This window comes from Methylobacterium sp. Leaf466, from assembly GCF_001425565.1.
GTDB lineage: Bacteria > Pseudomonadota > Alphaproteobacteria > Rhizobiales > Beijerinckiaceae > Methylobacterium.
In genome coordinates this window covers 58,649-81,188 of sequence record NZ_LMRC01000012.1, presented here as the reverse complement: position 1 = coordinate 81,188, position 22,540 = coordinate 58,649, and the positions used below count along the sequence as shown (strand labels likewise).

Below are 22,540 nucleotides of genomic sequence, written 5' to 3'. Positions count from 1 at the left end.
GAGTTCCATGACAAAACCCATCGCCTTCTTCGTCCACCACCAGGGGCGCGGACACGCCAACCGCACCCGCGCCGTGGTCGCCGAATTCTCACGCCACCGGCCGGTCTCCGTCCTCACCGCCGACCCGGGCCTGTTCGACGGATTTGCCCGCGACATCGAGATCGTCGGCCTGCCCGACATGATCGGCGCCAGGGTGCCGACGCCGCGCCTGTTCGCCGAGCCGACGCCGAGCGTGATGCATTGCGTGCCCCTCGGCGTGACGGAGACCCGCCGGACCATGCGGGCCATCCTCGACCACCTCGACGACCGGGGCATCGGCCTCTTCGTCGTCGACGTCTCGGCCGAGATCGCCCTGCTCGCCCGCGCCGCCAGCGTCCCGGCCGTGCAGATCCGCATGCACGGCGACCGCTCCGACATCGGTCATATCGGCGCCTACGAGGCCTGTGTGGGCATGCTCGCCCCCTTCGACCCGCGTCTCGAGCAGGACGACTATCCGGATTACCTGCGGGCCAGGACCTTCTACAGCGGCGGCCTGTGCACGAGCGTCGACCCGGTGCCGACCCGGGCCGAGGCCCGCGCCCGCCTCGGCCTCGACCCGGCCCGGGAGATCGTCGTCGCCGTGACCGGGGGCGGGGGCAGCGGCACGCCCTACGCACCGCTCACCGTCGCCGCGCGCGCCGTCCCCGACGCCCTGTGGCTGACCCTCGGGCCGACCCACCGCGAGGGCCACGAGACGGATTTCTCCAACCTGCGCGAACTCGGCTGGGTCGCCTCCGTCACCGACCATCTCGCGGCGGCCGACATCGTCATCGCGTCGGCGGGCGACAACACCATTCACGAGGTCGCCCGCGTCGGCGGACGCCTCGTGGTGATGCCCGAATGGCGCTATTTCAGCGAACAGACCCGCAAGGCCGAGGCCCTCGTGCGCCTCGGCGCCGCCGTGCAGGCGCCGCGCTGGCCCGGCGACCTCCAGGGCTGGCGCGACCTCCTCGACCGGGCCCGCGCCCTCGACGGCGAGATCCTGCGCCCGCTCCACGCCCCCGATGCCGCCGCCCGCGCCGCGGGCTGGCTCGAAGGCCTCACCGACGACCTCTGGGCCGGCGCGCCCGCCGCCTGATCCTCGACTCCTCGATCCGGAACCGTCCAGCATGCCGAGCGTGACCGTCGTGACCCTGGCCAAGGGGCGCCCGACCCATCTGCACAACCTGGTGCTCGGCCTGACCCGCCAGACGCAGATCCCCGTCGAACTCATCGTGGCGGTGATGCAGGACCGGCCCTACGACCTGCCCGACGCGCCGTTCCCGATCCGCCAGATCGTGGTCGGCGGCGACCGGCTGCCCCTGGCCGCCGCCCGCAACTGCGCCGTGGCGGCGGCGGCCGGCGAGCAGGTGGTCTTCCTCGACGTCGACTGCATCCCCGCGCCGGACCTGGTGGCCGACTACGCGCGCCGACTCGACGAACTCGACGGCCTCCTGATGGGCGAAGTCCTCTACCTGCCCGGCGGCGCCACGGGCGGCGCCTGGCGGAGCGAAGACTTCGGGCCCCTCGCGCAGCGCCACTCCGACCGGCGCGGCCCGCCGGCCGAGGGCATCGAGATCTGCACCGACTACCGGTGCTTCTGGTCGCTCAACTTTGCCATGCGGCGGGCGACCTTCCTCGCCGCCGGCGGCTTCGACGAACGCTATACCGGCTACGGCGGCGAGGACACGGACTTCGGCAAGACCCTCGACCGGTACGGCATCCCCATCGCCTGGATCAGGGGCGGGCTCGCGCACCACCAGTATCACCCCCACCACATGCCGCCGATCCACCACCTCGACAGCGTCGTGCGCAACGCCGAGCTGTTCGAGGCGAAGTGGGGCTACCGCACCATGGGCCACTGGCTCTACGCCTTCCGCCTCATGGGGCTGATCGACGATGCCCCGGGCCGGCCGATCCGCATCCTGCGCCGGCCCGATGCCGACGACCTCGCGCTGACGGGCCAGCAGAGCCACCAGCCCTACGCCAACACCGCCACGGTGATCCGCCTCCTCGACGCGCGGATCGCCGCCGCCGCATCCCCGGCCGAGACCGCGCGCGTGCCCGCATGAGGATCGCCGTCCTCGCCCACGTCCGCCAGCCGATCGCGCCGCCGTTCCGGGGCGGCATGGAGGCCCACAGCTGGCACCTCGCCGAGGGCCTGCGCGCCCGCGGCCACGACGTGGTGCTGTTCGCCTCGGGCGACAGCGACCCGCGCTTCACCCTCGACGCCGTGATCCCCCGGCATCAGGAGGCGAGGTTCCCCGGCCAGGAACACACCGGCGACCCGGCCCTCGTCGCGCATCTCGACGCCGGCTATGCCGCCGCCTGCGACCGGATCGCGGCGGGCGGGTTCGACGTCGTCCACAACAACAGCCTGAGCCGCCTGCCGCTCGCCCGCGAGCGCACCCGCCGGGTCCCCACCGTCACCTCCCTGCACGTTCCGCCCTACGACGACCTGCGCTGGTTCGTGCACGACAGCGTGGTCCCCGGCCACCGCCTCACGGTGACCTCGCACGGCCAGTTGCGGGCTTGGTTCCCGGACGGGGCGCCGCCGCAGGCCAGCGTGCTCCACAACGGCATCGACCCGGCGGACTGGCCCTACCGCGACCGAGGCGACGGCAGCGCGGTCTGGTGCGGGCGGATCACCCCCTACAAGGGAACCCATCTGGCGATCCAGGCCGCGCGCCGGGCCGGCATCGCCCTGACGCTGTTCGGCTCGACGGAGGATGGCGCGTATTGGGAGAGCGAGGTCCGGCCCCGGCTCGGCGGCGCGATCCGCTACGGCGGCCATCTCGACGGCCCGTCCCTGGCGGCGGAGGTCGGCAGAGCCTCCGTTTTCCTGTTCACGCCGTGCTGGGACGAACCGTTCGGGCTGGTCGCCATCGAGGCGATGGCCTGCGGCCTGCCGGTGGCGAGTTTCGACCGGGGGGCCGCCCGCGAGGTCATCGGCAAGGCCGGTGCCTTCGCTTCGCCCGACGACGAGGCCGCCCTGGCGGACGCCATCGGCCGCGCCTTCGCGATCCCGCGACGCACCGCCCACGACCGCGTCCGGCGTCATTTCACGCACGATGTCTGGCTGGACGGATGCGAACGGCTCTACGCCGCCGCCATGCAAGACGGGACGCCCGGCGCGCCTCAATCGTAACCGGGATCGACGGTGGCGATAGCGCGCCGCTCCGCGGCCCTCGTCTCCCTGGATCCCGGATCACCCTCCGCCGGCGCTCCGGGCGTCCGGGACAGGGCGGCGTTTCATCCACGAGGGATCGCCAAAGCCGGTGGGCTCGGTGCCGGAGCGGCGTCGAAATCCGCATTGCGACGCCATCCGGGGAATCTTCGTCACGATCGGCCTCCCGCGTCGCATGAACGGGTTGCGCCGCGCCGGTCGCTTTTTCGTTGCCGATCCGTCTCACCCGTATCGACGCCCGACCTTCCGGGCTACGCGTCGAACGCCACCGACGGGATCCGAATTTTTCGGAAGACCAGTTTAGGCGTCTCTCGACGTCTGCGAACAATACGATGTTCTTCGAACACGCGTCGTTACAATTTTCATCGCCGCGCTCCTGCAAAACGCGCAAGCGCAGATTTCATTTACCCGCGTTTCACAGGCTCGGCCGTACATCATGGCGAGACGACAATCGAGGCGCGGCAGAAACCTCCGCCACCGCGTGTCGTCCGATGGAAGCGGCGGTATCCCCGATGGTTCGGACAAAGCCTATTGGGTTCGTGAGGGCAACCGGCCGGGCTTTTTCAAACGACACCCTATTCATCGCAATGCGAGCGTCATTCGCCGCATCACGACAGACGACGGCATTCACGAACCCGACGCCGCAGCCTGCGAACCTTGAGGGCCAACGATGAACCTTTCGACCGTTGTCGACGTCAAGCGACCGACATCGCTGGACGAGATCCAGGGCTGGCACGACGGCTACTCGTGGCTCGCGGGCGGCACCTGGCTGTTCGCGGAACCGCAGGTGGCGGTCGATACGCTGATCGATCTCGAGAGACTGGGCTGGGCGCCGCTGACGGCGACCGACGCCGGCCTCGAGATCGCCGCGACCTGTCGCGTCGTCGATCTGCACGGGTTCGAGGGTCCGGCGGCCTGGCGCGCGGTGCCCCTGTTCCGGCAGTGCATCGACTCGTTCCTGATGTCGTTCAAGGTCTGGAACGCCGCCACCATCGGCGGCAACGTCTGCATGTCGCTGCCGGCCGGAGCGATGATCTCGCTGACCGCGGCGCTGGAGGGCGTCTGCACGCTGTGGCCGCGCGAAGGGCAAGCGCGCACCGTCCCGGTGGTCGATTTCGTCACCGGCAACCACGCCAACGTCCTGGGCAAGGGCGAATTGCTGCGCAGCATCCACCTGCCCGCCGCGGCGCTGACGAAGCGCACGGCCATGCGGCAGGTCTCGCTGACCCGCTACGGTCGCTCGGCCGCCCTGATCATCGGCACCGCCGGCGACGGCGGCGCGGATTTCCTCCTGACGATCACCGCGGCGACCCCGAAGCCGGTGCAGCTGCGCTTCGCCACGCTTCCGTCGGCGGACGCGCTGCGCCGCGCCATCGACGAACGCCTGCCGGCGGACGCCTACTTCCACGACGTGCACGGGACGGCTCCCTACAAGCGCCACGTCACGCAGTACCTGGCCGAACAGATCCGTACGGAGCTCGCATGACTGAGTATTCCATCAACGGCCGCGCCTACGCCGCCGAGCCGGCGCCGGGCCAGTGCCTGCGGACCCTCCTGCGCGACCTCGAGGTGTTCGGCGTCAAGAAGGGCTGCGATTCCGGCGATTGCGGCGCCTGCACGGTGCACATCGACGGCAAGCCGTTCCACTCCTGCCTCGTTCCGGCCTTCCGGGCCGAGGGGCGCGAGGTCACCACCATCGAGGGCCTGTCGCCCTGCGGGCAGAAGCATGCGCTCCAGCAGGCGTTCCATGACGCGCAGGGTTTCCAGTGCGGCTTCTGCACCGCCGGCATGATCATGACCGCCGTCACCCTGACGGAGGCCCAGAAGAGCGACCTGCCGCATGCCCTCAAGGGCAACCTGTGCCGCTGCACCGGCTACCGCTCGATCAAGGACGCGCTCAACGGCGTGTGCAACATCGAGGCGGATCTGGCCGGCAAGGCGCTGGGGGCGAGCCTGCCCAATCCGTTCACCGACACCATCCTCACCGGCACCGCGCGCTACACGATGGACATCGCGGTGGCCGACCTGCTGCACCTGAAGGTCCTGCGCTCGCCCCACGCCCACGCCCGCATCGTCGGCATCGACAGGCAGGCGGCCCTGGCCGTGCCCGGCGTGGTCGCGGTCTACACCTGGGAGGACGTGCCCGGGCGCCGGTTCAGCTCGGCCCTGCACGAGGACCACCTCGTCGATCCCGACGACATCCTGCTCCTCGACAACGTGGCGCGGTTTTCCGGCCAGCGGGTGGCGGCCGTGGTGGCCGAGACGGAAGCGGCCGCCGAGGCGGGGTGCCGCGCGCTCCACGTCGACTACGAGATCCTGCCGGCGGTGTTCGATCCGGTCCTGGCCATGCGGCCCGACGCGCCGATCCTGCACGACAAGGACTACGTCGCGGGGAGCAACAACATCTTCTGCACGCTGCAGGGCGAGATCGGCGACGTGGCCAAGGGCTTCGCGCAAGCCGACGTCGTCCACGAGCAGACCTACTCGACCTCCCGCGTCCAGCACGTGCACCTCGAGACGCACGGCTCCATCGCCTGGAAGGGCGAGGACGGCCGCTGGCACGTGCGCACGAGTTCGCAGGGGCCGTTCGCGGTGCGCCAGAAGCTCGCCTACGTCATGGGGCTCTCGCCCCGGGACCTCCACGTGTTCACGGAGCGCGTCGGCGGGGGCTTCGGCGGCAAGCAGGAGATGGTCTCGGAAGACCTCGTGCTGTTCGCCACGATGAAGCTCGGCCGCCCCGTGAAATGGGAATGGACCCGCGAGGAGGAGTTCATCGGCGCCACCACGCGCCACCAGATGACCACCCGCGTGAAGATCGGCGCCCGCAAGGACGGCACGCTGACGGCCCTCGACGTCGAGGTGTTCTCCAACACCGGCGCCTACGGCGGCCACGGCAGCGAGACCCTGGCGGCCGCCATGGCGAGCCCGATCGCGGCCTACCGCTGCGCCAACAAGAAGGGCATCGGCCACGCCGTCTACACCAACATGACGCCGGGCGGCGGCTTTCGCGGCTACGGCGCCTCGCAGACCACCTTCGCGATCGAATGCGCCATCGACGAACTCGCCCGCCGGCTCGGCATCGATCCCTTCGCGATGCGGCGCCTAAACGTGGTGCAGCCGGGCGACAACATCGAATCGATCTGGAAGGAGGCGTCCGACGCCAGCTTCGGCAGCCACGGCATCGGCGAGTGCCTCGACATCGTCGAGCGCGAGCTCGCCAAGGGCAACGGCGTCGCCAAGCCCGAGGGGGCGGATTGGGCCGAGGGCCGGGGCGTGGCGCTGGCCATGCTCGAATGCGGCCCGCCCACCGAGCATCGCTCGGGCGCCGAGATGCACCTCAAGGCCGATGGCAGCTACTTCCTCGCCTGCGGCTCCACCGAGATGGGCAACGGCATCACCACGGCCCACAAGCAGATCGCCGCCTCCATCCTGGGGACGCGCGCCGACGACGTCGGCATCATCAACGCCGACACCGACCGCACCCCCTACGACACCGGCACCTTCGCCAGCACCGGCGTCGTCGTCGCCGGCAAGGCGGTCCATCTGACGGCCGAGGCCATGGCCCAGGACATCCTCGACTTCGCCAGCCGGCACACCGACGTGCCGATGGACCAGTGCCGCCTCGACAACGACGGCGTCATCTGCGGCAACCGCCGCATCTCGCTCGTCGATCTCCACGCCGAGGGCGCCAAGGTCGACCATCGCTTCACGGTCGGCCGCCGGGCCTATCTCTCGCCGCGGACCATCGCCTTCAACGTGCAGGGCGTCCGCCTCGCGGTGCACCGCGTCACCGGCGAGATCCGGGTCTTGCACAGCGTCCACGCCGCCGACATCGGCTTGCCGATCAACCCGATGCAGTGCCGCGGCCAGCTCGATGGCGCCGTGTCGATGGGCTACGGCTGGGCGCTTGTCGAGAACATGGTGCACGACGACGAGGGGCGGATGGTCAACCCGCAGCTGCGCAACTGCCGCATCCCGACCCTGGCCGACACGCCCCACACCGACATCTTCTTCGCGGAGACGACCGACAGCATCGGGCCGCTCGGCGCGAAGTCCCAGGGCGAATGCGGCATCAACCCGGTGGCGCCCGCGGTCTCGAATGCGCTCGCCGATGCCACGGGGGTGCGCTTCGCCCACCTTCCGTTCACGCCCGACCGCCTCTTCACGCAGCTCGCCGGCCGATGAGCGCGCAGTCCCGCAGCGTCAGCATCGTGACGCAGACCTCCGTCCGGCCCGAGAGGACGGAAGCCTTCGCCCAGTGGCAGGGCGGCACCAGCGCGGTGATCTCGACGTTTCCGGGCTTCATCGAGCAGCGGCTGATGCCGCCCCACCCGCCGCTCCAGGTCGATTGGGTGATCCTGCAGCGCTTCGTCAGCGTGGAGCACGCCAAGGGCTGGCTGGCCTCGCCCGAGCGGCAATCGCGCATCGAGGGCGCCGCCCCGATGCTGGTGGGGCGCGACGACGTCCACATCGTCAGCGACGACGCCAGTGCGGCCCGCACCGCACCGGCCTCCGCCGTCATCAGCACCCGCGTGAAACCGGGGATGGAGGCGCAGTATCGCATCTGGGAGCAGAAGGTCGCCGCCGCCCAATCGAAGGCGGCGGGCCTGCAGGGCTACCGGTTCGAGCCCGCGGTGCCGGGCGTGCAGGAGGACTACGTCGCCATCCTGCGCTTCGACAGCGACGCCAACCTCCAGGCCTGGCTGGATTCGCCCGAACGCCGGGCCTTGATCGAGGAAGCGGCTCCGCTGACGGCGGAGTTCCACACCCGCCGGGTGCAGAGCGGCTTCGAGCAGTGGTTCCGCGATGCCACGCCCGAGGGCGCGCCCGCGCCGGCCGCGTGGAAGATGAACATGATCGTCCTGCTGACGCTCTATCCCACCGTCTTCCTGTGGGGCCTCTTCGTCGGTACGCCGCTCCTCTCGCGGACGTTGAACCTCGATTTTCCGGTGGCGCTCTTCATCGGCAACGTCTTCAGCGTGCTGCTGACCGCGAAACTGGTGCCCTGGACGGCCAACCGCCTCGGCTGGTGGCTGTCGCCGCCGCCCGACAGGCGGGCCATCCTCGACATCCGGGGCGCGGGCCTGCTGGTCGCGGCCTACGTCGTCATGATCCTGATCTTCTGGAAGGTGCTCTGATACGGTTTCCGCTTGGATCAAGCGGGAACCGTATCACCGAGCCCGCGCGGCGCCTGAGCGAAGCCCATGTCCGCATCACGGAGTGATCAACCGGAAATGGAATGAGCCGAGCGCCGGTGGCGATCGGATCCGGCCGAGACGGCATCGGCGACGCCTTCTCGAAGCCGCCACCGGCCAAAGAAACGCAACGGCGGCCTGGACCCAACCGGACCGCGACACAGGGCATGGGGACACGTTCGGGAATGATGCCAACGCTCGCTCTCACGCCTCGTGGAGGCCGGTCCGGCCCAAGGGGCCTCAGGGTTTCGGCGGCCCTCCTCGCCGGGGGCCTGGGGCTGGGCGGCCCGGTCGGGGACGCCCGTGCAGAGGCGATCGAGGGTCCCGTCGCGGCCACGCCTGTGAAGGCGGCGGCCCCACCCTCGTTCTTCAGCTTCTCCGACACCATCGTCAGCTACCGCTTCCAGGGCCCGTCGGCGGAGCCTGGTCTCGGCGTGCGGCGCCCGGACGGCACCCCGAATGGCCGGCTGGAGCCCCGCGAGGTGCCCAAGAACGTCGTGAATGTCTTCCACACCAACGCATGGACCTACGGCACCAACCTCCTGTCCCTCGACATCCTGCGCTCCGGCTCGCAGGACCCGGCCGGCGACAGGTTCGGGAGCTTCCAGGGCGTCGGTGCGACGGAGGTCTATCTGATCTACCGCGGGACCTTGAGCGCAAACCAGATCTTCGACACCGACGTCTTCGGCATCCCCGGCCTCGTCAAGGACATCGGGCTGTCGTTCGGGGCCGACGTCAACACAAAGGACACCACCTTCGACAGCCAGAAGCGGGCCGGCACCTTCGGCCTGAACTTCGCCTTCGACGTGCCGGCCGGCTACCTGAACCTGAAGGTCCAGGGCTACAAGGAATTCTCCCACAACGGCTTTGCCGCCGGCAAATTCCGCAGCGTCGAATACCTGATGACGCCCGAGTTCGAGGTCACCTACTCGCTCCCGCTGACGTTCACCGGACTGCCCCTGTCGCTGGCCGGCTTCAACACCGTCATCCTGCCCAAGGGCCGCTACGGCGTCACCAACGAGAACCGGACCCGGGTCGAGTTCGTGTCCCAGACCAACCTGGTGCTCGATGTCGGGCAGCTCGCCGGCGGAAGGCCCAACCAGCTCGAGGTGTTCGCCGGGTTCCAGTACTGGCACAACAAGTTCGGCGCCGACCCGCGCCGGACCGTCAACACCGAGGAAAAGGCCCTGATCGCGGGGGTGTCCTACCACCTGAGATGAGCCCCCGCCGAGCCCCGTTGGCGGAGGCCGCCGCCGGTTCAGGGGCGATCGGCGCGAAGCTCGCCGGGCGCGTGGCCGAACCGCTTGCGGAAGGCGCGGTTGAAGGTCGGCACGTCGGTGAAACCGCAGGCATAGGCGATGGTGGCGATCTTCGGCCGGTCGCCGGTCGGCGACGTCAGGCGCCGGTGCGCGCGCAGGAGGCGCGCCTCGCGGATGGCCGCCGCCACGCCGTCGGTGTCCGAAAACGCCCGGTAGAGATGGGCGCGGGAGAGCCCGAGCACCGTGTGGATCTCGTCGGGGTCGAGGCCGGGGTCGTGCATCCGCCGCGCGATATGGGCGCGGGCGAGGGCGAGGACCGCCTCGCGCGAGACCTGCACGCCGGATGGAGCGTGCGGATCCCGGGCGAGGTTACGCAGCATGTGCAGCACGCCTTCCACGGCGATCCGCGCCTCGTCCTCGCAGAGCCAGGCGACCGACGCGGCGAACGCGCGAAAACAGGTCTGGAACGCGCCGCTCGCGGCTTCATCCGCGATCAGGCGGCCTGCGAAGGCATCGGCCTCGCCGACCCAGGCCTCGAAGGTCCGGCGCGGCACGGCGAGCCGTAGTTCCTCGTAGTCGCAGTGCGTGCCCGCCACGAAGGGCCGGTTGCGCGACAGGAAGCTGACGGTTCCGGCTCCGATCCGTCCGCCGCGGCCGCGTTGCTCGTGATACCCGAGCCCGTCGAGCCCCAGGCCGACCACCACCGTCTCCGGGGCGTTCCGGTCGACGTGGCGGCGCCCGAACGTCAGCCCCACCGGGCTGCTGACCGTCCGCGTCATCACCCAGTCCGCCTGTGCGACGGCGAGGCGCCTGGCGCGGAACGGGCCGTCCGGACGCACGCGCGCCACGTCGCCGAAGGGGGCGAGGGCCGTGGAGCGCCAGAACTCGAACGCCCACCGGGCCTCGACCCGATCCGTCGTTTCGATGACGCTGGGAACGATCGCCAATCGCGACACGTGGCAAACTCCGGGGGGCGGCGGACGGATGGTCCCGGTCGGACGTGGTCCTGCAGATACCGGTGCGACGGGGTGTCGTTCCAGGTCACCCCGGTACCACACGGAACCGGTGCGATCCCATCGGGATGATTGCACGCCTCCTACGACGGCCGCCGCCTTCGGGAGGCAAGCCGAGGGCCACCGCTCCCGATGCGTGCGAGCCGGTAGGGGGTCGGGCAAAACCGGTCGCCGTCGCGCCCTCTCGAACCGGACTTTAACGGGTCCGGTTGCAGTGGTCGGAGGCAAACCTCATCCGGCGCTCCGTCGGCCCGCCGCTTCCACGGACGCCCTGCCCATGAACCCCTACCTGCTGCTCGCCTTCGCCATCAGCGCCGAGGTCACGGCCACCCTCGCCCTCAAGGCCGCCGACGGGCTGACCAAGCCGATCCCCACGATCATCGTGGCGGTGGGGTACGGCACGGCGTTCTGGCTGATGTCCAACAGCATGAACATGCTGCCGATCGGGGTGGTCTACGCCATCTGGGCCGGGGTCGGCATGGTCGGTGCGGCTCTCGGCGGCGCACTCCTGTTCGACGAGCCGATCTCCGTCACCATGATGGCCGGCATCGCCGTCATCGCCCTGGGCGTGGCGATCCTGGCATCGGGCCAGACCGCGCATCACTGAACGGGCGACGCGCGTACCACCGCCGCCATCGTGACCGCCGGGCGTCGCCGCACGCACGGCCCCACGTCGTCGTCCCGCGAGAAGGGTTGCCGTCAGGTGCATCCGTCCCCCAAGCGGCTCATTTCGCGCCTCGGCCTGCCGTTGCTCGGCCTGGGGGGCCTCGCATGGGCGGCCACGGCCGTCCTCGGGGTGCCGAATCCGGTCACCCTGGCGGCCCTGGCCGTCGTCGAACCCTCCGCCGCCGGAGCCTGGTTCGCGAGCCGACCGGTGGCGGCGTCGCGCACGCCGCGGATCCTCACCCTCGCACCCCGCCCGATCCTCGATCGTGTCCCCTGGAAGGACACGCTCGTCCCCCTCGGCGCCATGCTGGCGGCAACGCACACCAATGCCCTCCTGGTGACCCAGGACGGCGTCCTCGTCCACGAATGGTACCGTCCCGGCTTCGACGCCGAGACATCGTTCCCGTCCTGGTCGGTGGCGAAATCGGTGGTTTCGCTGCTGGTCGGACGGGCGATCGCCGATGGCCGGCTGAAGGAGACGGACCACGTCTCCGACCTCCTGCCCGACCTGCGCACGGCTCCGGTCTTCGGCCGCATCACCGTCGGCGACCTCCTCGACATGACCAGCGGCCTCGCGGTGCCGGAGAACTACGACCCCTGGCACCCGCTCGTCGGCACCGCGGGGATGTACCTGACGCGCGACCTGCGAGCCTTCGTGAGGGAGCACGCCGTGCTGTCGTCGAGCCCCGGCAGCACCGGGCAGTACCGCAGCATCGACACCCAGGTCCTGGGCCTGATCCTCGCCGAGGTCCACGGCAGGCCGCTTTCCGACCTCCTGTCGGAGCGGATCTGGAGGCCCATGGGGGCACAGGGGGACGCGAGCTGGAACCTCGACCGGCCGGGCGGGACGGAGAAGGCGTTCTGTTGCCTCAACGCGGTCGCCCGCGACTTCGCCCGCCTGGGCCTGATGGTGGCCGACCACGGCGCGGTCGGCTCGGCGAGCGTCGTTCCGCGGCGCTGGATCGAGCGGATCGAGACGCCGGCGCGGCGGGAGGTCGACGGCTGGCCCTACTCGGCGCAATGGTGGCACGTGCCGGAGGGCGACGAGGACATCTCGGCCATCGGCGTCTACGGCCAATACGTCTACGTCAATCGCGATACCGGGACGGTCATCGTCAAGCTCAGCGACCACGGGGCCGAGCAGGACGAGGCCGACACGCTCGCGGTGATGCTGGCGATCTCACGCGACCTTCGGCGCCGCTGAGGCCTCGGCCGCCGCCAGCACGCCGCGCTTGCGCGCGACGGTCTCGGCCCGCCAGTTGCGCAACAGCCGCCGCCTGACGCCCTGCCAGCGGACGGCCGGTACCGGCGCGACGGGATCGACGAGCGCGCTCAGCGCCCGCGCATAATCGAGCACGAGGCCGGGCGTCCAGGTCATCGCGCCTGCGCCGTTGCGCATGAGCGCGGCCGCCCAGAATTCCGGGCTCAGGGCCGCCTGGGCCAGCCTGCGCCACGGCGTGCCGTCGCGGCTGAAGCTGCCCTCCACCGCGGCGTCGAGGGCGTTGGCGACCCCCGTCGAGCAGTTGCGCCCAACGAGGTTGTAGGTCGCGTCCCGGCGGTACGCCTCCCAGAAGGTGCGCAGGCGGGCGCCGTCGACGCCCGTGAGCGTGACCGTGACCGTGGCCTCGCACCAGTCGTCGGCCTCCTCGCGGTAGCTCGGCAGGAAACGGCCCGAGACGTTGTTCTCGGGGCCCGCACGCAGGGTCGCGCGCAGGTTGCCCGGCGACCGGTCGATCTCCACGGCGGGGTAGTGGCTCACGTACAAGGGCCCGTCGCCGCCGGGCCGCTCCGCCAGCTCCAGCGCCGCGTGGCCGGTGGAGATGTGGCCGCCGCCGTTCACCGAGACGACGTAGCGATGCACCAGCCGCCGCCGGGCCGGGATCGTGGCCGTGCCGGTGGGCGTCCAGACGTAGACGGTGAGGGCGTCCGATCCGCTCGCCGGGGTCGAAGCCGGCATCTGTTCGGGCTCGCGCCGCAGGCGCAGGCCGAGCAGCGCGACCTTGATCCCGGCCAGAACCAGGAAGGCGCCGATGCTGAACCCCACCGTGCCGGCGTACCAGGTCGGCCAGGGCTGCAGGGTCAGGATCCCCAGGACCACGCCGAGCGCGCCATGCGCCACCGACCCGCGCCATCCGGGAAAGCGCAGCACCTGCGAGAGGACGATCCGCGACAGGCCGTCGAACAGGAAGGCCGTACCGAACAGCATCGCCAACAGGAACGTGCTCGAAGAGGACGCCAGGATCGTCAGCACCGCGACCACGAGGAGCAGCCCGGCCTTGAGAAGGCGCAGGCGCCGGGCGGCGCCGGTGGCGACGAGGCCGCGCACCAGCGAGCTCACCGCCTCGATCACGAGAAGGAGGCCGAACCAGCGGTCCGGCACATGCGTGGCGCCGTCGAGGGCGTCGATCACCAGGGCGCCGCCCAGCGCCGCCCAGGCCAGGCCCGCGCCCGTGACGAGCCCCCAGCGCCGATGGACCGCCTCGCGTCCGACCAGCAGCAGCCAGAGGGGCAGTGCCCCCGGGCTCGGCGAGGCGCCGGACGAATCCGCGAACATGCCCTCGACCGAATCGCTCCCGCGCTTGGCCGACGCGAGACCCGACAGCCCCTGTTCCTTCGGGCTGAGCGGCACCGCGGGCGGCGCTCCGTCTCGGGGTGCGGCGTCCCCTGCCGGGGCGGCACCGGGCGGCTGGGATGGCTGGAACGACAGGGTCACGCGTCACCTCTCCCCGAGCGCGGCATCGGCGGCCGGCAAGGGTGCTTCGGGGCAAGGGTGCTGTGGGGCAAGGTTGCTTCGGAGCAAGAGACTTCGGGGCAATAGCTTGCAGGAAAGGACAGATCGATGAAGAAATCGTGGCGGCCACGCCCTTTTCCCTCGGCATGAGGGACCTTTGTCGACCGACCTCGGGTGCCGGGACGTTGGTGTCCGGCGGACCGGACAGGCCGCGCGGCCCGGCGGGCACAGGGCGTGGACGCCGTCGCCGGCCACCGGCGAACACCGAGGCCGGCGGCAGGGACAGGCCGCCACGCTGCGGGCTCGCGCCGCCGCGTCAGGGCGCGGGCACGACCTTGACCGGAGAGGCGCGGAGCAGGGCCTCCATGTCGACGGCGAGGGCGGCGGCGACCTCCGCCAGGGCCTTGCGCTCGACGTCGCTGATGCCCTCGTGGTCGGCGACGTCGGCGGCGATGAGGAACACGTTGTTGCGCTGCTCGATGTCCCGGTCGACGATGGCGGCCACCCGGCCGAGGTTCTCGGCGCGCCCGGCGCGGGTGCGGGCCCGGGCGATGCCGTCGAACAGCTCGGTCTCCAGCATCAGCGTGTCGTAGCCCTTCTGCAGGATCGGGTTGGCGCGCATGCCCGCCAGGGCGGTCTCCACCTCCTCGTCGTCGACCTCGCTGTCGGCGACGATGACGTTCGAGGCCGCGGAGACGGCGGCCAGCATCAGCGCCTTGTCGCCGACGTAGGCTGTGACGCTCTGGGTGAACCGATCGACGAGATCGTGGAAAAGGCTCATCGTGAACTCCTGGACGGATGGGTCGGCGACGGCTGGATCGGCCTGAGGGTCCTTCTGTCGGAATGGGGCAGCGATGGATAGGTCTCGCGCCGCTCGCGGACGCGAGAGTGGATCGGGCCAAGGGTCGTTGGGCCATGGATCGTCGGGCAGGGGTCGATCGGGCAGGGGTCGATCGGGACAGACCGCCCGGGGCGGCGCGACGGAGGCCGGATCGGGCGGGATTGGCGTGAAACCTGCTCGACCCCGGCGGTCATCGACGGCGGCCGCCGTTGATTGGACCGGCGATCGACCGATCTATCCCAGGAGATCGCCCGTCGCGGCGAAGATCGTGAACGGGCTTTTTCACGCGCGCAAGGCAGGCTCGCCCCCGGGGCGGGGGCCTGCATGGGCGGAGCCCGCAAGGTAGGACATGGCAAGGCAGGACACGGCATGACCGAGCTTCACCCCGAGATCGCCGCCGTCACCGAGCGGGTCGTCTCGCGCTCCCAGCGTTCGCGAACGGCCTACATCGACCTGATCGCCCGCGAGCGCGATTCGGGCGTCCATCGGCCGATGCTCAACTGCGGCAACCTCGCCCACGGCTTTGCCGCCTCGGGCGAGGACAAGCCGGCGATCAAGGCGGGCCGGTCGATGAACATCGGCATCGTCACCGCCTACAACGACATGCTCTCGGCGCATCAGCCCTACGGACGCTACCCGGAGCAGATCAAGCTGTTCGCCCGCGAGGTCGGGGCGACGGCGCAGGTGGCCGGCGGCGTGCCGGCGATGTGCGACGGCGTCACCCAAGGCCAGCGCGGCATGGAGCTGTCGCTGTTCTCGCGCGACACCATCGCACTCTCCACCGCCGTCGCCCTCAGCCACGGGATGTTCGACGGCGCGGCGCTTCTCGGCATCTGCGACAAGATCGTGCCGGGCCTCCTGATCGGAGCCCTGCGCTTCGGCCACCTGCCGATGATCCTGATCCCGGCCGGGCCGATGCCCTCCGGGCTCGCCAACAAGGAGAAGCAGCGCATCCGCCAGCTCTATGCCGAGGGCAAGGTCGGGCGCGACGAACTCCTGGAGAGCGAGTCGGCCTCCTACCACGGGGCCGGCACCTGCACCTTCTACGGCACCGCCAATTCCAACCAGATGATGATGGACGTGATGGGCCTGCACATGCCCGGCGCCTCCTTCATCAATCCGGGCACCAAGCTGCGCCAGGCGGTGACGCGGGCGGCCGTCCATCGCCTCGCGGCCATCGGCGCGCAGGGCAACGCATACCGGCCGCTGGGGCTCTGCGTCGACGAGAAGGCGATCGTGAACGCCGTGGTCGGCCTGCTCGCCACGGGGGGCTCCACCAACCACGCCATCCACCTGCCGGCGATCGCCCGCGCCGCCGGCATCGTCCTCGACTGGGAGGATTTCGACCGGCTCTCGGCGGTGGTGCCGCAGGTGGCCAAGGTCTACCCCAACGGCTCGGGCGACGTGAACCACTTCCATGCCGCCGGCGGCATGAGCTACGTCATCGCCAGCCTGATCGACGCCGGGCTGTTGCACGACGACATCCTCACGGTGGCCGGCACGCGCCTGCGCGACCACGCCCGCGACCCCAAGCTGATCGAGGACGACCTCGTCTTCGAGGACGCCCCCGACCGCTCGCACGACGAGTCGATCCTGCGCGCGCCGGCCAACGCCTTCAAGGCCGACGGCGGCATGCGGCTGGTCCAGGGCAACCTCGGCCGGGCCACCTTCAAGACCAGCGCGGTCGATCCCGAGCGCTGGACGGTGGAGGCCCCGGCCCGTGTTTTCGACGACCAGGACGACGTGCTCGCCGCGTTCAAGGCCGGGGAACTCGAACGCGACGTGGTGGTGGTGGTGCGCTTCCAGGGCCCCAAGGCCAACGGGATGCCCGAACTGCACAAGCTCACGCCCCAGCTCGGCGTGCTCCAGGACCGGGGCTTCCGGGTGGCGCTGGTCACCGACGGGCGGATGTCGGGGGCGTCGGGCAAGGTGCCCGCGGCGATCCACCTGAGCCCCGAGGCCCTGGGCGGCGGCCCTCTGGCCAAGCTGCGCGACGGCGATCGCGTGCGCCTCAGCGCGGAGGAGGGGAGCCTCGTGGCCCTGGTCGATCCGGCGGAATGGGCCGCCCGCGAGGACGCGGTGGCGCCCCCTCCCGCCTTCGGCACCGGGCGCGAACTCTTCGCCTTCATGCGCCAGGGGGCGGACGGGGCCGAGCAGGGCGCCTCCGCGATGCTGGCGGCGGCCGGCCTGTAAATCGCGCCTCCGCCCTCCCCGCGACAGGGGAGGGCACCGACACCTTCAGCCGAGGATACTTCCGATGTCCGCCATCGACGCCCTGATGCGCTCCGTCCCCGTGATCCCCGTCCTCGTGGTGGAGAATGCCCGCGACGCCATCCCCATCGCGCAGGCACTGGTGGAGGGGGGACTCACCGCCCTCGAAGTCACCCTGCGCACGCCCGCCGCCCTCGAGGTCATCCGCGAGATGGCCACGGTGGAGGGGGCCGTCGTCGGCGCCGGCACCGTCCTGAACGGCAGGGACCTCGACGCCGCGCTCGCGGCCGGCGCGCGTTTCGTCGTCAGCCCCGGCCTCACCGATCCGCTGACGAGGGCCGCCCTCGACAGCGGAATTCCCTATCTGCCGGGCATCGCCAATGCGGCCGACATCATGCGCGGGCTCGACCACGGGCTCGACCGGTTCAAGTTCTTTCCCGCGGAGGCCGCCGGCGGCCTGAAGGCGCTCAAGGCCCTGGCAGGGCCGTTCGGTCAGGTCCGGTTCTGCCCCACCGGCGGCATCACCGAGGCCTCGGCCCCGGAGTGGCTCGCGTTCAAGTCCGTCCTGTGCGTCGGGGGGAGCTGGGTGGTCCCGGCCGGCACCCCGGACCCCGACACGATCCGGCGCAACGCCGCGGCGGCGGCCGGGCTGCGCACCGCCTGACGGGAGCTACGGATCGCGGCGTCGGCCCGACGTTTCGACGGCGACATTGCCTTCGATCGCCGCCAGACATCCGCCTTTCACCATGCGTCCATCGCGGTGCGCGAAAACACGACAGACCAGGGAACCCGCCGGCTATGCCCACGCTTGTATGGCAAAGGTTATCGCGCAGGTAAGGGTTCCATCATGAAGACCTTGGCTACGGCCCTCGCGGGCGTTCTCGGTGCAGGCATCATCGGGATCTGTGTTCTCGGCGCGTCGCCGGTCACGGCAGCGCCCTACGATCCATTCGAGACCAACGCCGGCGAGGAATACTACTCGGATCCGGCCTACGACCCCTATACCGCGCCGCGCGGCGTCGAGCCGGGCTACGGATCGCGGGGCTATTCGGTCCAGGCGGCACCCCAGGCGCAGGTGGCTCCGATCCCCCGCGAGCTCGTCGCGTTCAATGCAAACTACAAGCCGGGCACCATCGTCGTTTCCACCGCCGAGCGGCGCCTGTACTTCGTGCTGCCGGGTGGCGAGGCGATCCGTTACGGCGTCGGCGTCGGGCGCCCCGGCTTCACCTGGTCCGGCACCAAGACCGTGACCGCCAAGCGCGAGTGGCCGTCGTGGACGCCCCCGGCCGCGATGCTGGCCCGTCGTCCCGACCTGCCGCGCTACATGGCCGGCGGTGTCGAGAACCCGCTCGGTGCCCGTGCGATGTACATCGGCAATACCGAGTACCGCATCCACGGCTCCAACGAGCCCGACACGATCGGCCAGGCGGTCTCGTCCGGCTGCATCCGGATGACCAACGAGGACGTCACCGATCTCTACGAGCGCGTGAAGGTCGGCGCCAAGGTCGTCGTCCTGAACTGAACCGCGGTTCTTCCGAATCTGCAGAACGGCCGCGTCGCTCTCACGGGGCGGCGCGGCCGTCCTGCGTTCCGATGTCCTATGGGACCACCCGTCCCACCGCCGTCTGCGGCGCGCTGAAGGAGGCGATCGGCATGTCGCAGAAGCAGCGGGCGCCGAGCGGCCTCGGCCCGGGCAGCGGGCAGGAGAACGGCTGCAGCCCGGAGATACCGGACTGGACGGCGTCGCAGTTCAGTCCGACGGCGCGGCGGCGCGGCGGCGGACGGTCGTAGCCGTCGTCCTCCTGGTAGCGGGGCGGCGGCGGACGGTCGTAGCCGCCGTAGTACTGGGCGCTGGCCGTCTGCGATCCGATCGCGCTGGCGAGGATCACGGCGCTGAGACCGATTCGATAGGCAAGACGCATGGCTGTGGTCGCCCCTGTGAGGATCCGGCCCCCGAGAACGCGATGTGCGGGCCGCGAGGCAGGCGTTATGGCCCCGCCATGCCCGAAAAAAGGCGGCGCCCGGCGCCGGACCCCGAAAAACCCGTCGGACACGAAAGGGCCCGCCCCATGGCGTGGGGCGGGCCGGCCGTCACGGACGGATCACCGACGGACTTGGGTCCGCGAATCAGTTGGTGGCGTTGCGGGCGGCGTTCTGCATGTCCTCGCCGGCCTTGCGAGCCTGCTCGGTGCCCTGCTCCATCGCCTGGCGGGCCTGCTGGGCGCCCTGCTCCATGGCGGACTTCGCCTTCTCGGCGCTCTGCTGCATCACCGACTGGGCGAGGCCACCGAACTCCTTGGCCTGGGCCTGGATCGCGGCGAACTGGTTGCGCACGAACTCGGCCTGGTGCTGCATCGCCTCCTGGACGTCGCGGGAGCGCACGAGCTTCTGGGCGAGGTCGAAGGCGGCGGTCACGTTCTGCTCGGCGAACTCGAAGCCGCGGGCCGACATGTCCTGGGCGCTGGTGCGGGCGGTCTCGGTGGAGCCGTGGACCGTCTCGGCGGTCTTGCGGGCGGCGCCGATGAAGGAATCGAAAGCCTTGCGAGCCTGATCGACACTCTTCTCGGCGAAATCGCGCATCTCGGCGGGAACCTCGTAGGACGGAATGTTGCTCATGATCGTCTCCTCGGACTTGCTTGTTGATGCATCGTTGTGCGCTGCACAATAACACGCTCGTTCGCCTATGACAGCCGGGCCGAGCGCATTAAGGTTGACATCGCGTAAACGTGTGTTGGCTCCCTTAGGTGCCGACATCCTGGTGCGCAATGCCGTACTAACGGTCGCAGACCGCATTGGTGTGACGCAAAACGGGTTTGAATGTCCAATCGGGAGCAGCGCGAGGATCGCGATGGTGGCGCCGATGCCCTCGGCGTGGTTTTGGCGCGGTGGGCCGACGACCGCCGGCTCGGCCCGTTCCTGGCCGCGCCGGGCTGCGCGCTGCTGATCCTCGACGCGGCTGCGGAAGCGATCCTCCATGCGTCCGAGGCGGCAGCACCCCTGCGGGCGGGACTGGCCGGGGCCGGCGATCGCATCGACCCTGCGGTCGGGCTGAAGGCCCAGGTCGGCCGGATCGGGCTGAGCGGCGACGGTCCGGCCCTGGCCCGGCTCCAGTTCGATCGCCGCCGTATCCAGCCCTCCGCCACCTGCCTCGTCGTCAGGGCGGACGGGGAGGGCGGCCCCGTCATCGCGTTGATCGTCACCGGCCGTCTCCCCCGCCTCCGGCCCGCGGCCGAAGCGCCGGTCGGTCGGCGGGTCGTGCCACCCGCGGCCCAGCCGGAACCCGAGGCGGAGCCGACGATACCGGCCGAGGGGCCGGCGCGCTTCACCTGGCGCAGCGACGGCGAGGATCGCCTCGGCGCGATCGCAGGCCCGGCCGGTGCGCTGGTGCAATCGGCGATGCTCGGCGCATCGTGGCAGGGCCTCGCCGAATCGCGGGTGCTGACCGATGCCGAGGGGTTGCTCGCCGCGTTGGCGCAGCAACGGACCTTCAGGGCGATCTCCCTCGTCCTGCGCCGGCCGGGCTCCCCGGCTCGGTTCGAGATGGAGCTTTCCGGGACGCCCCTGGCCCGCGCCGGGCAACCGTTCTCGGGCTACGGCGGCTTCGGGCTGCTGCGCCCGCTCCCCGTCGACGAGCGCCCTGCCGAGCCGCTGGACGATCCGGCTCCGCAGGCTTCGGATCCGGTGACGGAGCCGGCCGTGTCCGTGATCGCCGACGGCCCGACGCCACCGCCGGCGGACGAGCCCGTCGAGATCGGAGCGGTGGCGTCCGATCCGCATCTGTCGGGCGACGAGCACGATGCCTTTCGCGAGATCGCGCGGGCGCTCGGCGCGCGCTTCGCCGGCGACGAACCCGACCGGACCGCGGAAAGGCGCGACGGTCCCGGCGGCGACGTGATGCCGTTTCCCGCCCCCGTTCCGCGGGCGCCCGAACCGGACGCGCCCGGCGACGAGGCGCGCGCCGATCCGATCGCGATCCTGGTCCGGCTCCCGGCGGCGGTGCTGGTCTGCCGCGCCGGACATCCGATCTTCGCCAACCCGACGATGCTGACGCTGGCGGGTTTCGCCGACATCGACGGCCTGGTGGCCGCCGGGGGGCTCGCGCGCCTGTTCCATGGCCGGCCACCGGAGGACTTGGCGCGGGTGGAAAGCCCGGCGCTGCTGTTCCGCCGCGAGGGCGGCAGCGTCGGCGTGTCGGTGTCGCGCTGCGAGATCCCGTGGCAGGGCGGATCGGCCGAGCTGCTTCTGATCCGCGAGGTCGCCGCCGAGGCCCCCGACGTCGCCCTCGCCGCGGCGCGGGTGGCGCAGGACTTCGCGGGACGCCGGTCCGCCGAGGTCCTGGCCGTGCTCGACAGCCTCGACGACGGCGTCGTCACCCTCGATGCCGCCGGCCGCATCCTCGGCGTCAACAGGCCGGCGGCGCGGCTGCTCGGCCTCGATGCGCGCGAGGTCGTCGGCGCGGGGGTCGCGTCGCTGTTGTCCGGCGTCGCCCACCGCCCCGGCGCGCGGGTGCCGGACGGCGCGGAGCCGCGCCAGGTCGTCGTCGAGGGCGCGAACGGCCCGCTCACCCTCCAGATGCGCCGTGTCCCCCTGAGCGGAGCAGGCGAGAGACGATCGCTCCTGCTGCTGCGCGCGATGCAGACGGAGGCGGAGCCGGACCGGGCGGCGGCCGGGCTGAAGTCCGAGATCCTCGCCAAGATCAACCACGAGGTCCGCCCCCCCCTCGACGGGATCCTCGGCTTCACCGACGCGATGCTCACCGAGCAGTTCGGCCCCTTGGAGAACGAGCGGTACCGGGAGTGCCTGCACGACATCCGGGCGTCCGGGGAGCACGTGCTCGCCGTCGTCAAGGATCTCGCCGATCTGGCGAGCCTCGAGGCCGGGCGGCGGGACCTCGCCTTCACCGAGGTGCCGCTCAACGACATCGTGTCGAGTTGCGTGGCGATGATGCTGCCACAGGCCGCCAGGGACCGGATCGTGATCCGCACCAGCTTCTCCGAGAACCTGACGCGCCTCGTGGCCGACGAGCCCTCCGTGCGCCAGGCGGCCCTGAACGTGATCGCCAACGCCATCCGCTTCACCCAGGCGGGTGGGCAGGTGATCGTCTCCACCACCATGGCCGACCGCGGCGAGATCGCCCTGCGGGTCCGCGACACCGGCGTCGGCATGACGCCCGACGAGGTCGAGACCGTGCTCGAACCCTACCGCAAGACCGCCGCGCCGACGCCGCGGGGCAGCACCGGCCTCGGCCTGCCGCTGACCAAGGCCCTGGTGGAGGCCAACCGCGGGCGCCTGCGCATCACCAGCCACAAGGACGAGGGCACCCTCGTCGAGATGCTGTTCCCCCCGGCCCTCAGCGCCTGAACCGGCGCCCGCGACGCCCTTGCCAGGGCGCCCGGGCCGTGGTTCGCCCTCCGGTACC

18 protein-coding genes are annotated in these 22,540 nt (G+C 71.0%); 13 read left to right on the top strand and 5 right to left on the bottom strand.

Annotation, left to right across the window (positions count from 1 at the left end; genetic code table 11):
* Positions 1 to 7 precede the first annotated feature (7 nt).
* From ASG59_RS06775 to ASG59_RS06745, 7 genes are all read left to right on the top strand, one after another.
* On the top strand, positions 8 to 1,117 hold the full coding sequence (locus tag ASG59_RS06775; RefSeq protein WP_056407665.1) for a glycosyltransferase: 1,110 nt from the start codon (positions 8 to 10) through the stop codon (positions 1,115 to 1,117).
* Positions 1,118 to 1,148: 31 nt separating this feature from the next.
* Entirely contained in the window at positions 1,149 to 2,090 is a 942-nt protein-coding gene (locus ASG59_RS06770; RefSeq protein WP_056407664.1) for a galactosyltransferase-related protein, read from the top strand.
* The gene (locus ASG59_RS06765) at positions 2,087 to 3,166 is read left to right on the top strand and encodes a glycosyltransferase (protein ID WP_056407661.1); all 1,080 of its coding nucleotides are present in this window, start codon (positions 2,087 to 2,089) and stop codon (positions 3,164 to 3,166) included. The genes ASG59_RS06770 and ASG59_RS06765 overlap by 4 nt, the downstream gene beginning before the upstream one ends.
* A gap of 709 nt (positions 3,167 to 3,875) precedes the next feature.
* Entirely contained in the window at positions 3,876 to 4,691 is an 816-nt protein-coding gene (locus ASG59_RS06760) for an FAD binding domain-containing protein (RefSeq protein ID WP_055885490.1), read from the top strand.
* The gene (locus ASG59_RS06755) at positions 4,688 to 7,390 is read left to right on the top strand and encodes a molybdopterin cofactor-binding domain-containing protein (RefSeq protein WP_056407659.1); all 2,703 of its coding nucleotides are present in this window, start codon (positions 4,688 to 4,690) and stop codon (positions 7,388 to 7,390) included. The genes ASG59_RS06760 and ASG59_RS06755 overlap by 4 nt, the downstream gene beginning before the upstream one ends.
* Complete coding sequence (locus ASG59_RS06750; RefSeq protein ID WP_056407657.1) at positions 7,387 to 8,343, top strand: antibiotic biosynthesis monooxygenase; 957 nt, start codon at positions 7,387 to 7,389, stop codon at positions 8,341 to 8,343. Before ASG59_RS06755 ends, ASG59_RS06750 begins: the two co-directional genes overlap by 4 nt.
* Positions 8,344 to 8,741: 398 nt before the next feature.
* Positions 8,742 to 9,620, top strand: a complete 879-nt coding sequence (locus ASG59_RS06745; protein WP_244475656.1) for a hypothetical protein — start codon at positions 8,742 to 8,744, stop codon at positions 9,618 to 9,620.
* 38 nt (positions 9,621 to 9,658) lie between these two features.
* On the opposite strand, the gene ASG59_RS06740 is transcribed toward ASG59_RS06745, so the two are convergent.
* Positions 9,659 to 10,615 carry a helix-turn-helix domain-containing protein gene (locus tag ASG59_RS06740; RefSeq protein ID WP_055885481.1) on the bottom strand — a complete coding sequence of 319 codons (957 nt, stop codon included), beginning with the start codon at positions 10,613 to 10,615 and terminating at the stop codon, positions 9,659 to 9,661.
* Positions 10,616 to 10,949: 334 nt separating this feature from the next.
* On the opposite strand from ASG59_RS06740, the gene ASG59_RS06735 reads away from it, so the two are divergent.
* Together ASG59_RS06735 and ASG59_RS06730 are read left to right on the top strand one after the other, a co-directional pair.
* Positions 10,950 to 11,279 (top strand): multidrug efflux SMR transporter, encoded by a 330-nt coding sequence (locus tag ASG59_RS06735; protein ID WP_055885479.1) that lies wholly within the window; start codon positions 10,950 to 10,952, stop codon positions 11,277 to 11,279.
* 96 nt (positions 11,280 to 11,375) lie between these two features.
* A complete protein-coding gene (locus tag ASG59_RS06730) occupies positions 11,376 to 12,542 on the top strand; it encodes a serine hydrolase (protein ID WP_056407655.1) in 1,167 nt (388 codons plus the stop codon).
* On the opposite strand, the gene ASG59_RS06725 is transcribed toward ASG59_RS06730, so the two are convergent.
* On the bottom strand, positions 12,519 to 14,051 hold the full coding sequence (locus ASG59_RS06725; protein ID WP_244475655.1) for a DUF4105 domain-containing protein: 1,533 nt from the start codon (positions 14,049 to 14,051) through the stop codon (positions 12,519 to 12,521). The genes ASG59_RS06730 and ASG59_RS06725 overlap by 24 nt on opposite strands.
* Before the next feature lie 334 nt (positions 14,052 to 14,385).
* On the bottom strand, positions 14,386 to 14,850 hold the full coding sequence (locus ASG59_RS06720; protein ID WP_055885472.1) for a tellurite resistance TerB family protein: 465 nt from the start codon (positions 14,848 to 14,850) through the stop codon (positions 14,386 to 14,388).
* Between the two features lie 429 nt (positions 14,851 to 15,279).
* On the opposite strand from ASG59_RS06720, the gene edd reads away from it, so the two are divergent.
* The 3 genes from edd to ASG59_RS06705 all read left to right on the top strand — a co-directional run bounded on the left by edd (position 15,280) and on the right by ASG59_RS06705 (position 18,643).
* Positions 15,280 to 17,103 carry a phosphogluconate dehydratase gene (edd, locus tag ASG59_RS06715; protein WP_056407653.1) on the top strand — a complete coding sequence of 608 codons (1,824 nt, stop codon included), beginning with the start codon at positions 15,280 to 15,282 and terminating at the stop codon, positions 17,101 to 17,103.
* A 64-nt stretch (positions 17,104 to 17,167) separates the two neighbouring features.
* On the top strand, positions 17,168 to 17,785 hold the full coding sequence (eda, locus tag ASG59_RS06710) for a bifunctional 4-hydroxy-2-oxoglutarate aldolase/2-dehydro-3-deoxy-phosphogluconate aldolase (protein ID WP_056283971.1): 618 nt from the start codon (positions 17,168 to 17,170) through the stop codon (positions 17,783 to 17,785).
* A gap of 183 nt (positions 17,786 to 17,968) precedes the next feature.
* Positions 17,969 to 18,643, top strand: coding sequence for a L,D-transpeptidase (locus tag ASG59_RS06705; RefSeq protein ID WP_056407651.1), 675 nt, complete (start codon positions 17,969 to 17,971; stop codon positions 18,641 to 18,643).
* A gap of 76 nt (positions 18,644 to 18,719) precedes the next feature.
* Here ASG59_RS06705 and ASG59_RS06700 read toward each other — a convergent pair whose 3' ends face one another.
* Positions 18,720 to 19,043, bottom strand: coding sequence for a hypothetical protein (locus tag ASG59_RS06700; protein ID WP_055885461.1), 324 nt, complete (start codon positions 19,041 to 19,043; stop codon positions 18,720 to 18,722).
* A 205-nt stretch (positions 19,044 to 19,248) separates the two neighbouring features.
* Complete coding sequence (locus tag ASG59_RS06695) at positions 19,249 to 19,737, bottom strand: phasin (protein ID WP_055885459.1); 489 nt, start codon at positions 19,735 to 19,737, stop codon at positions 19,249 to 19,251.
* Between the two features lie 201 nt (positions 19,738 to 19,938).
* Here ASG59_RS06695 and ASG59_RS06690 point away from each other — a divergent pair, with 201 nt between their 5' ends.
* Positions 19,939 to 22,482, top strand: a complete 2,544-nt coding sequence (locus ASG59_RS06690; protein WP_056407649.1) for an ATP-binding protein — start codon at positions 19,939 to 19,941, stop codon at positions 22,480 to 22,482.
* The last annotated feature ends 58 nt before the right edge of the window (positions 22,483 to 22,540 follow it).

Bases quoted from the DNA above. Each gene is read 5' to 3' on its own strand.
- ASG59_RS06775 (WP_056407665.1), top strand. From the start codon at position 8: ATGACAAAACCCATCGCCTTCTTCGTCCACCACCAGGGGCGCGGACAC.
- ASG59_RS06770 (WP_056407664.1), top strand. From the start codon at position 1,149: ATGCCGAGCGTGACCGTCGTGACCCTGGCCAAGGGGCGCCCGACCCAT.
- ASG59_RS06765 (WP_056407661.1), top strand. From the start codon at position 2,087: ATGAGGATCGCCGTCCTCGCCCACGTCCGCCAGCCGATCGCGCCGCCG.
- ASG59_RS06760 (WP_055885490.1), top strand. From the start codon at position 3,876: ATGAACCTTTCGACCGTTGTCGACGTCAAGCGACCGACATCGCTGGAC.
- ASG59_RS06755 (WP_056407659.1), top strand. From the start codon at position 4,688: ATGACTGAGTATTCCATCAACGGCCGCGCCTACGCCGCCGAGCCGGCG.
- ASG59_RS06750 (WP_056407657.1), top strand. From the start codon at position 7,387: ATGAGCGCGCAGTCCCGCAGCGTCAGCATCGTGACGCAGACCTCCGTC.
- ASG59_RS06735 (WP_055885479.1), top strand. From the start codon at position 10,950: ATGAACCCCTACCTGCTGCTCGCCTTCGCCATCAGCGCCGAGGTCACG.
- ASG59_RS06720 (WP_055885472.1), bottom strand. From the start codon at position 14,850: ATGAGCCTTTTCCACGATCTCGTCGATCGGTTCACCCAGAGCGTCACA.
- edd (WP_056407653.1), top strand. From the start codon at position 15,280: ATGACCGAGCTTCACCCCGAGATCGCCGCCGTCACCGAGCGGGTCGTC.
- eda (WP_056283971.1), top strand. From the start codon at position 17,168: ATGTCCGCCATCGACGCCCTGATGCGCTCCGTCCCCGTGATCCCCGTC.
- ASG59_RS06705 (WP_056407651.1), top strand. From the start codon at position 17,969: ATGAAGACCTTGGCTACGGCCCTCGCGGGCGTTCTCGGTGCAGGCATC.
- ASG59_RS06700 (WP_055885461.1), bottom strand. From the start codon at position 19,043: ATGCGTCTTGCCTATCGAATCGGTCTCAGCGCCGTGATCCTCGCCAGC.
- ASG59_RS06695 (WP_055885459.1), bottom strand. From the start codon at position 19,737: ATGAGCAACATTCCGTCCTACGAGGTTCCCGCCGAGATGCGCGATTTC.
- ASG59_RS06690 (WP_056407649.1), top strand. From the start codon at position 19,939: ATGTCCAATCGGGAGCAGCGCGAGGATCGCGATGGTGGCGCCGATGCC.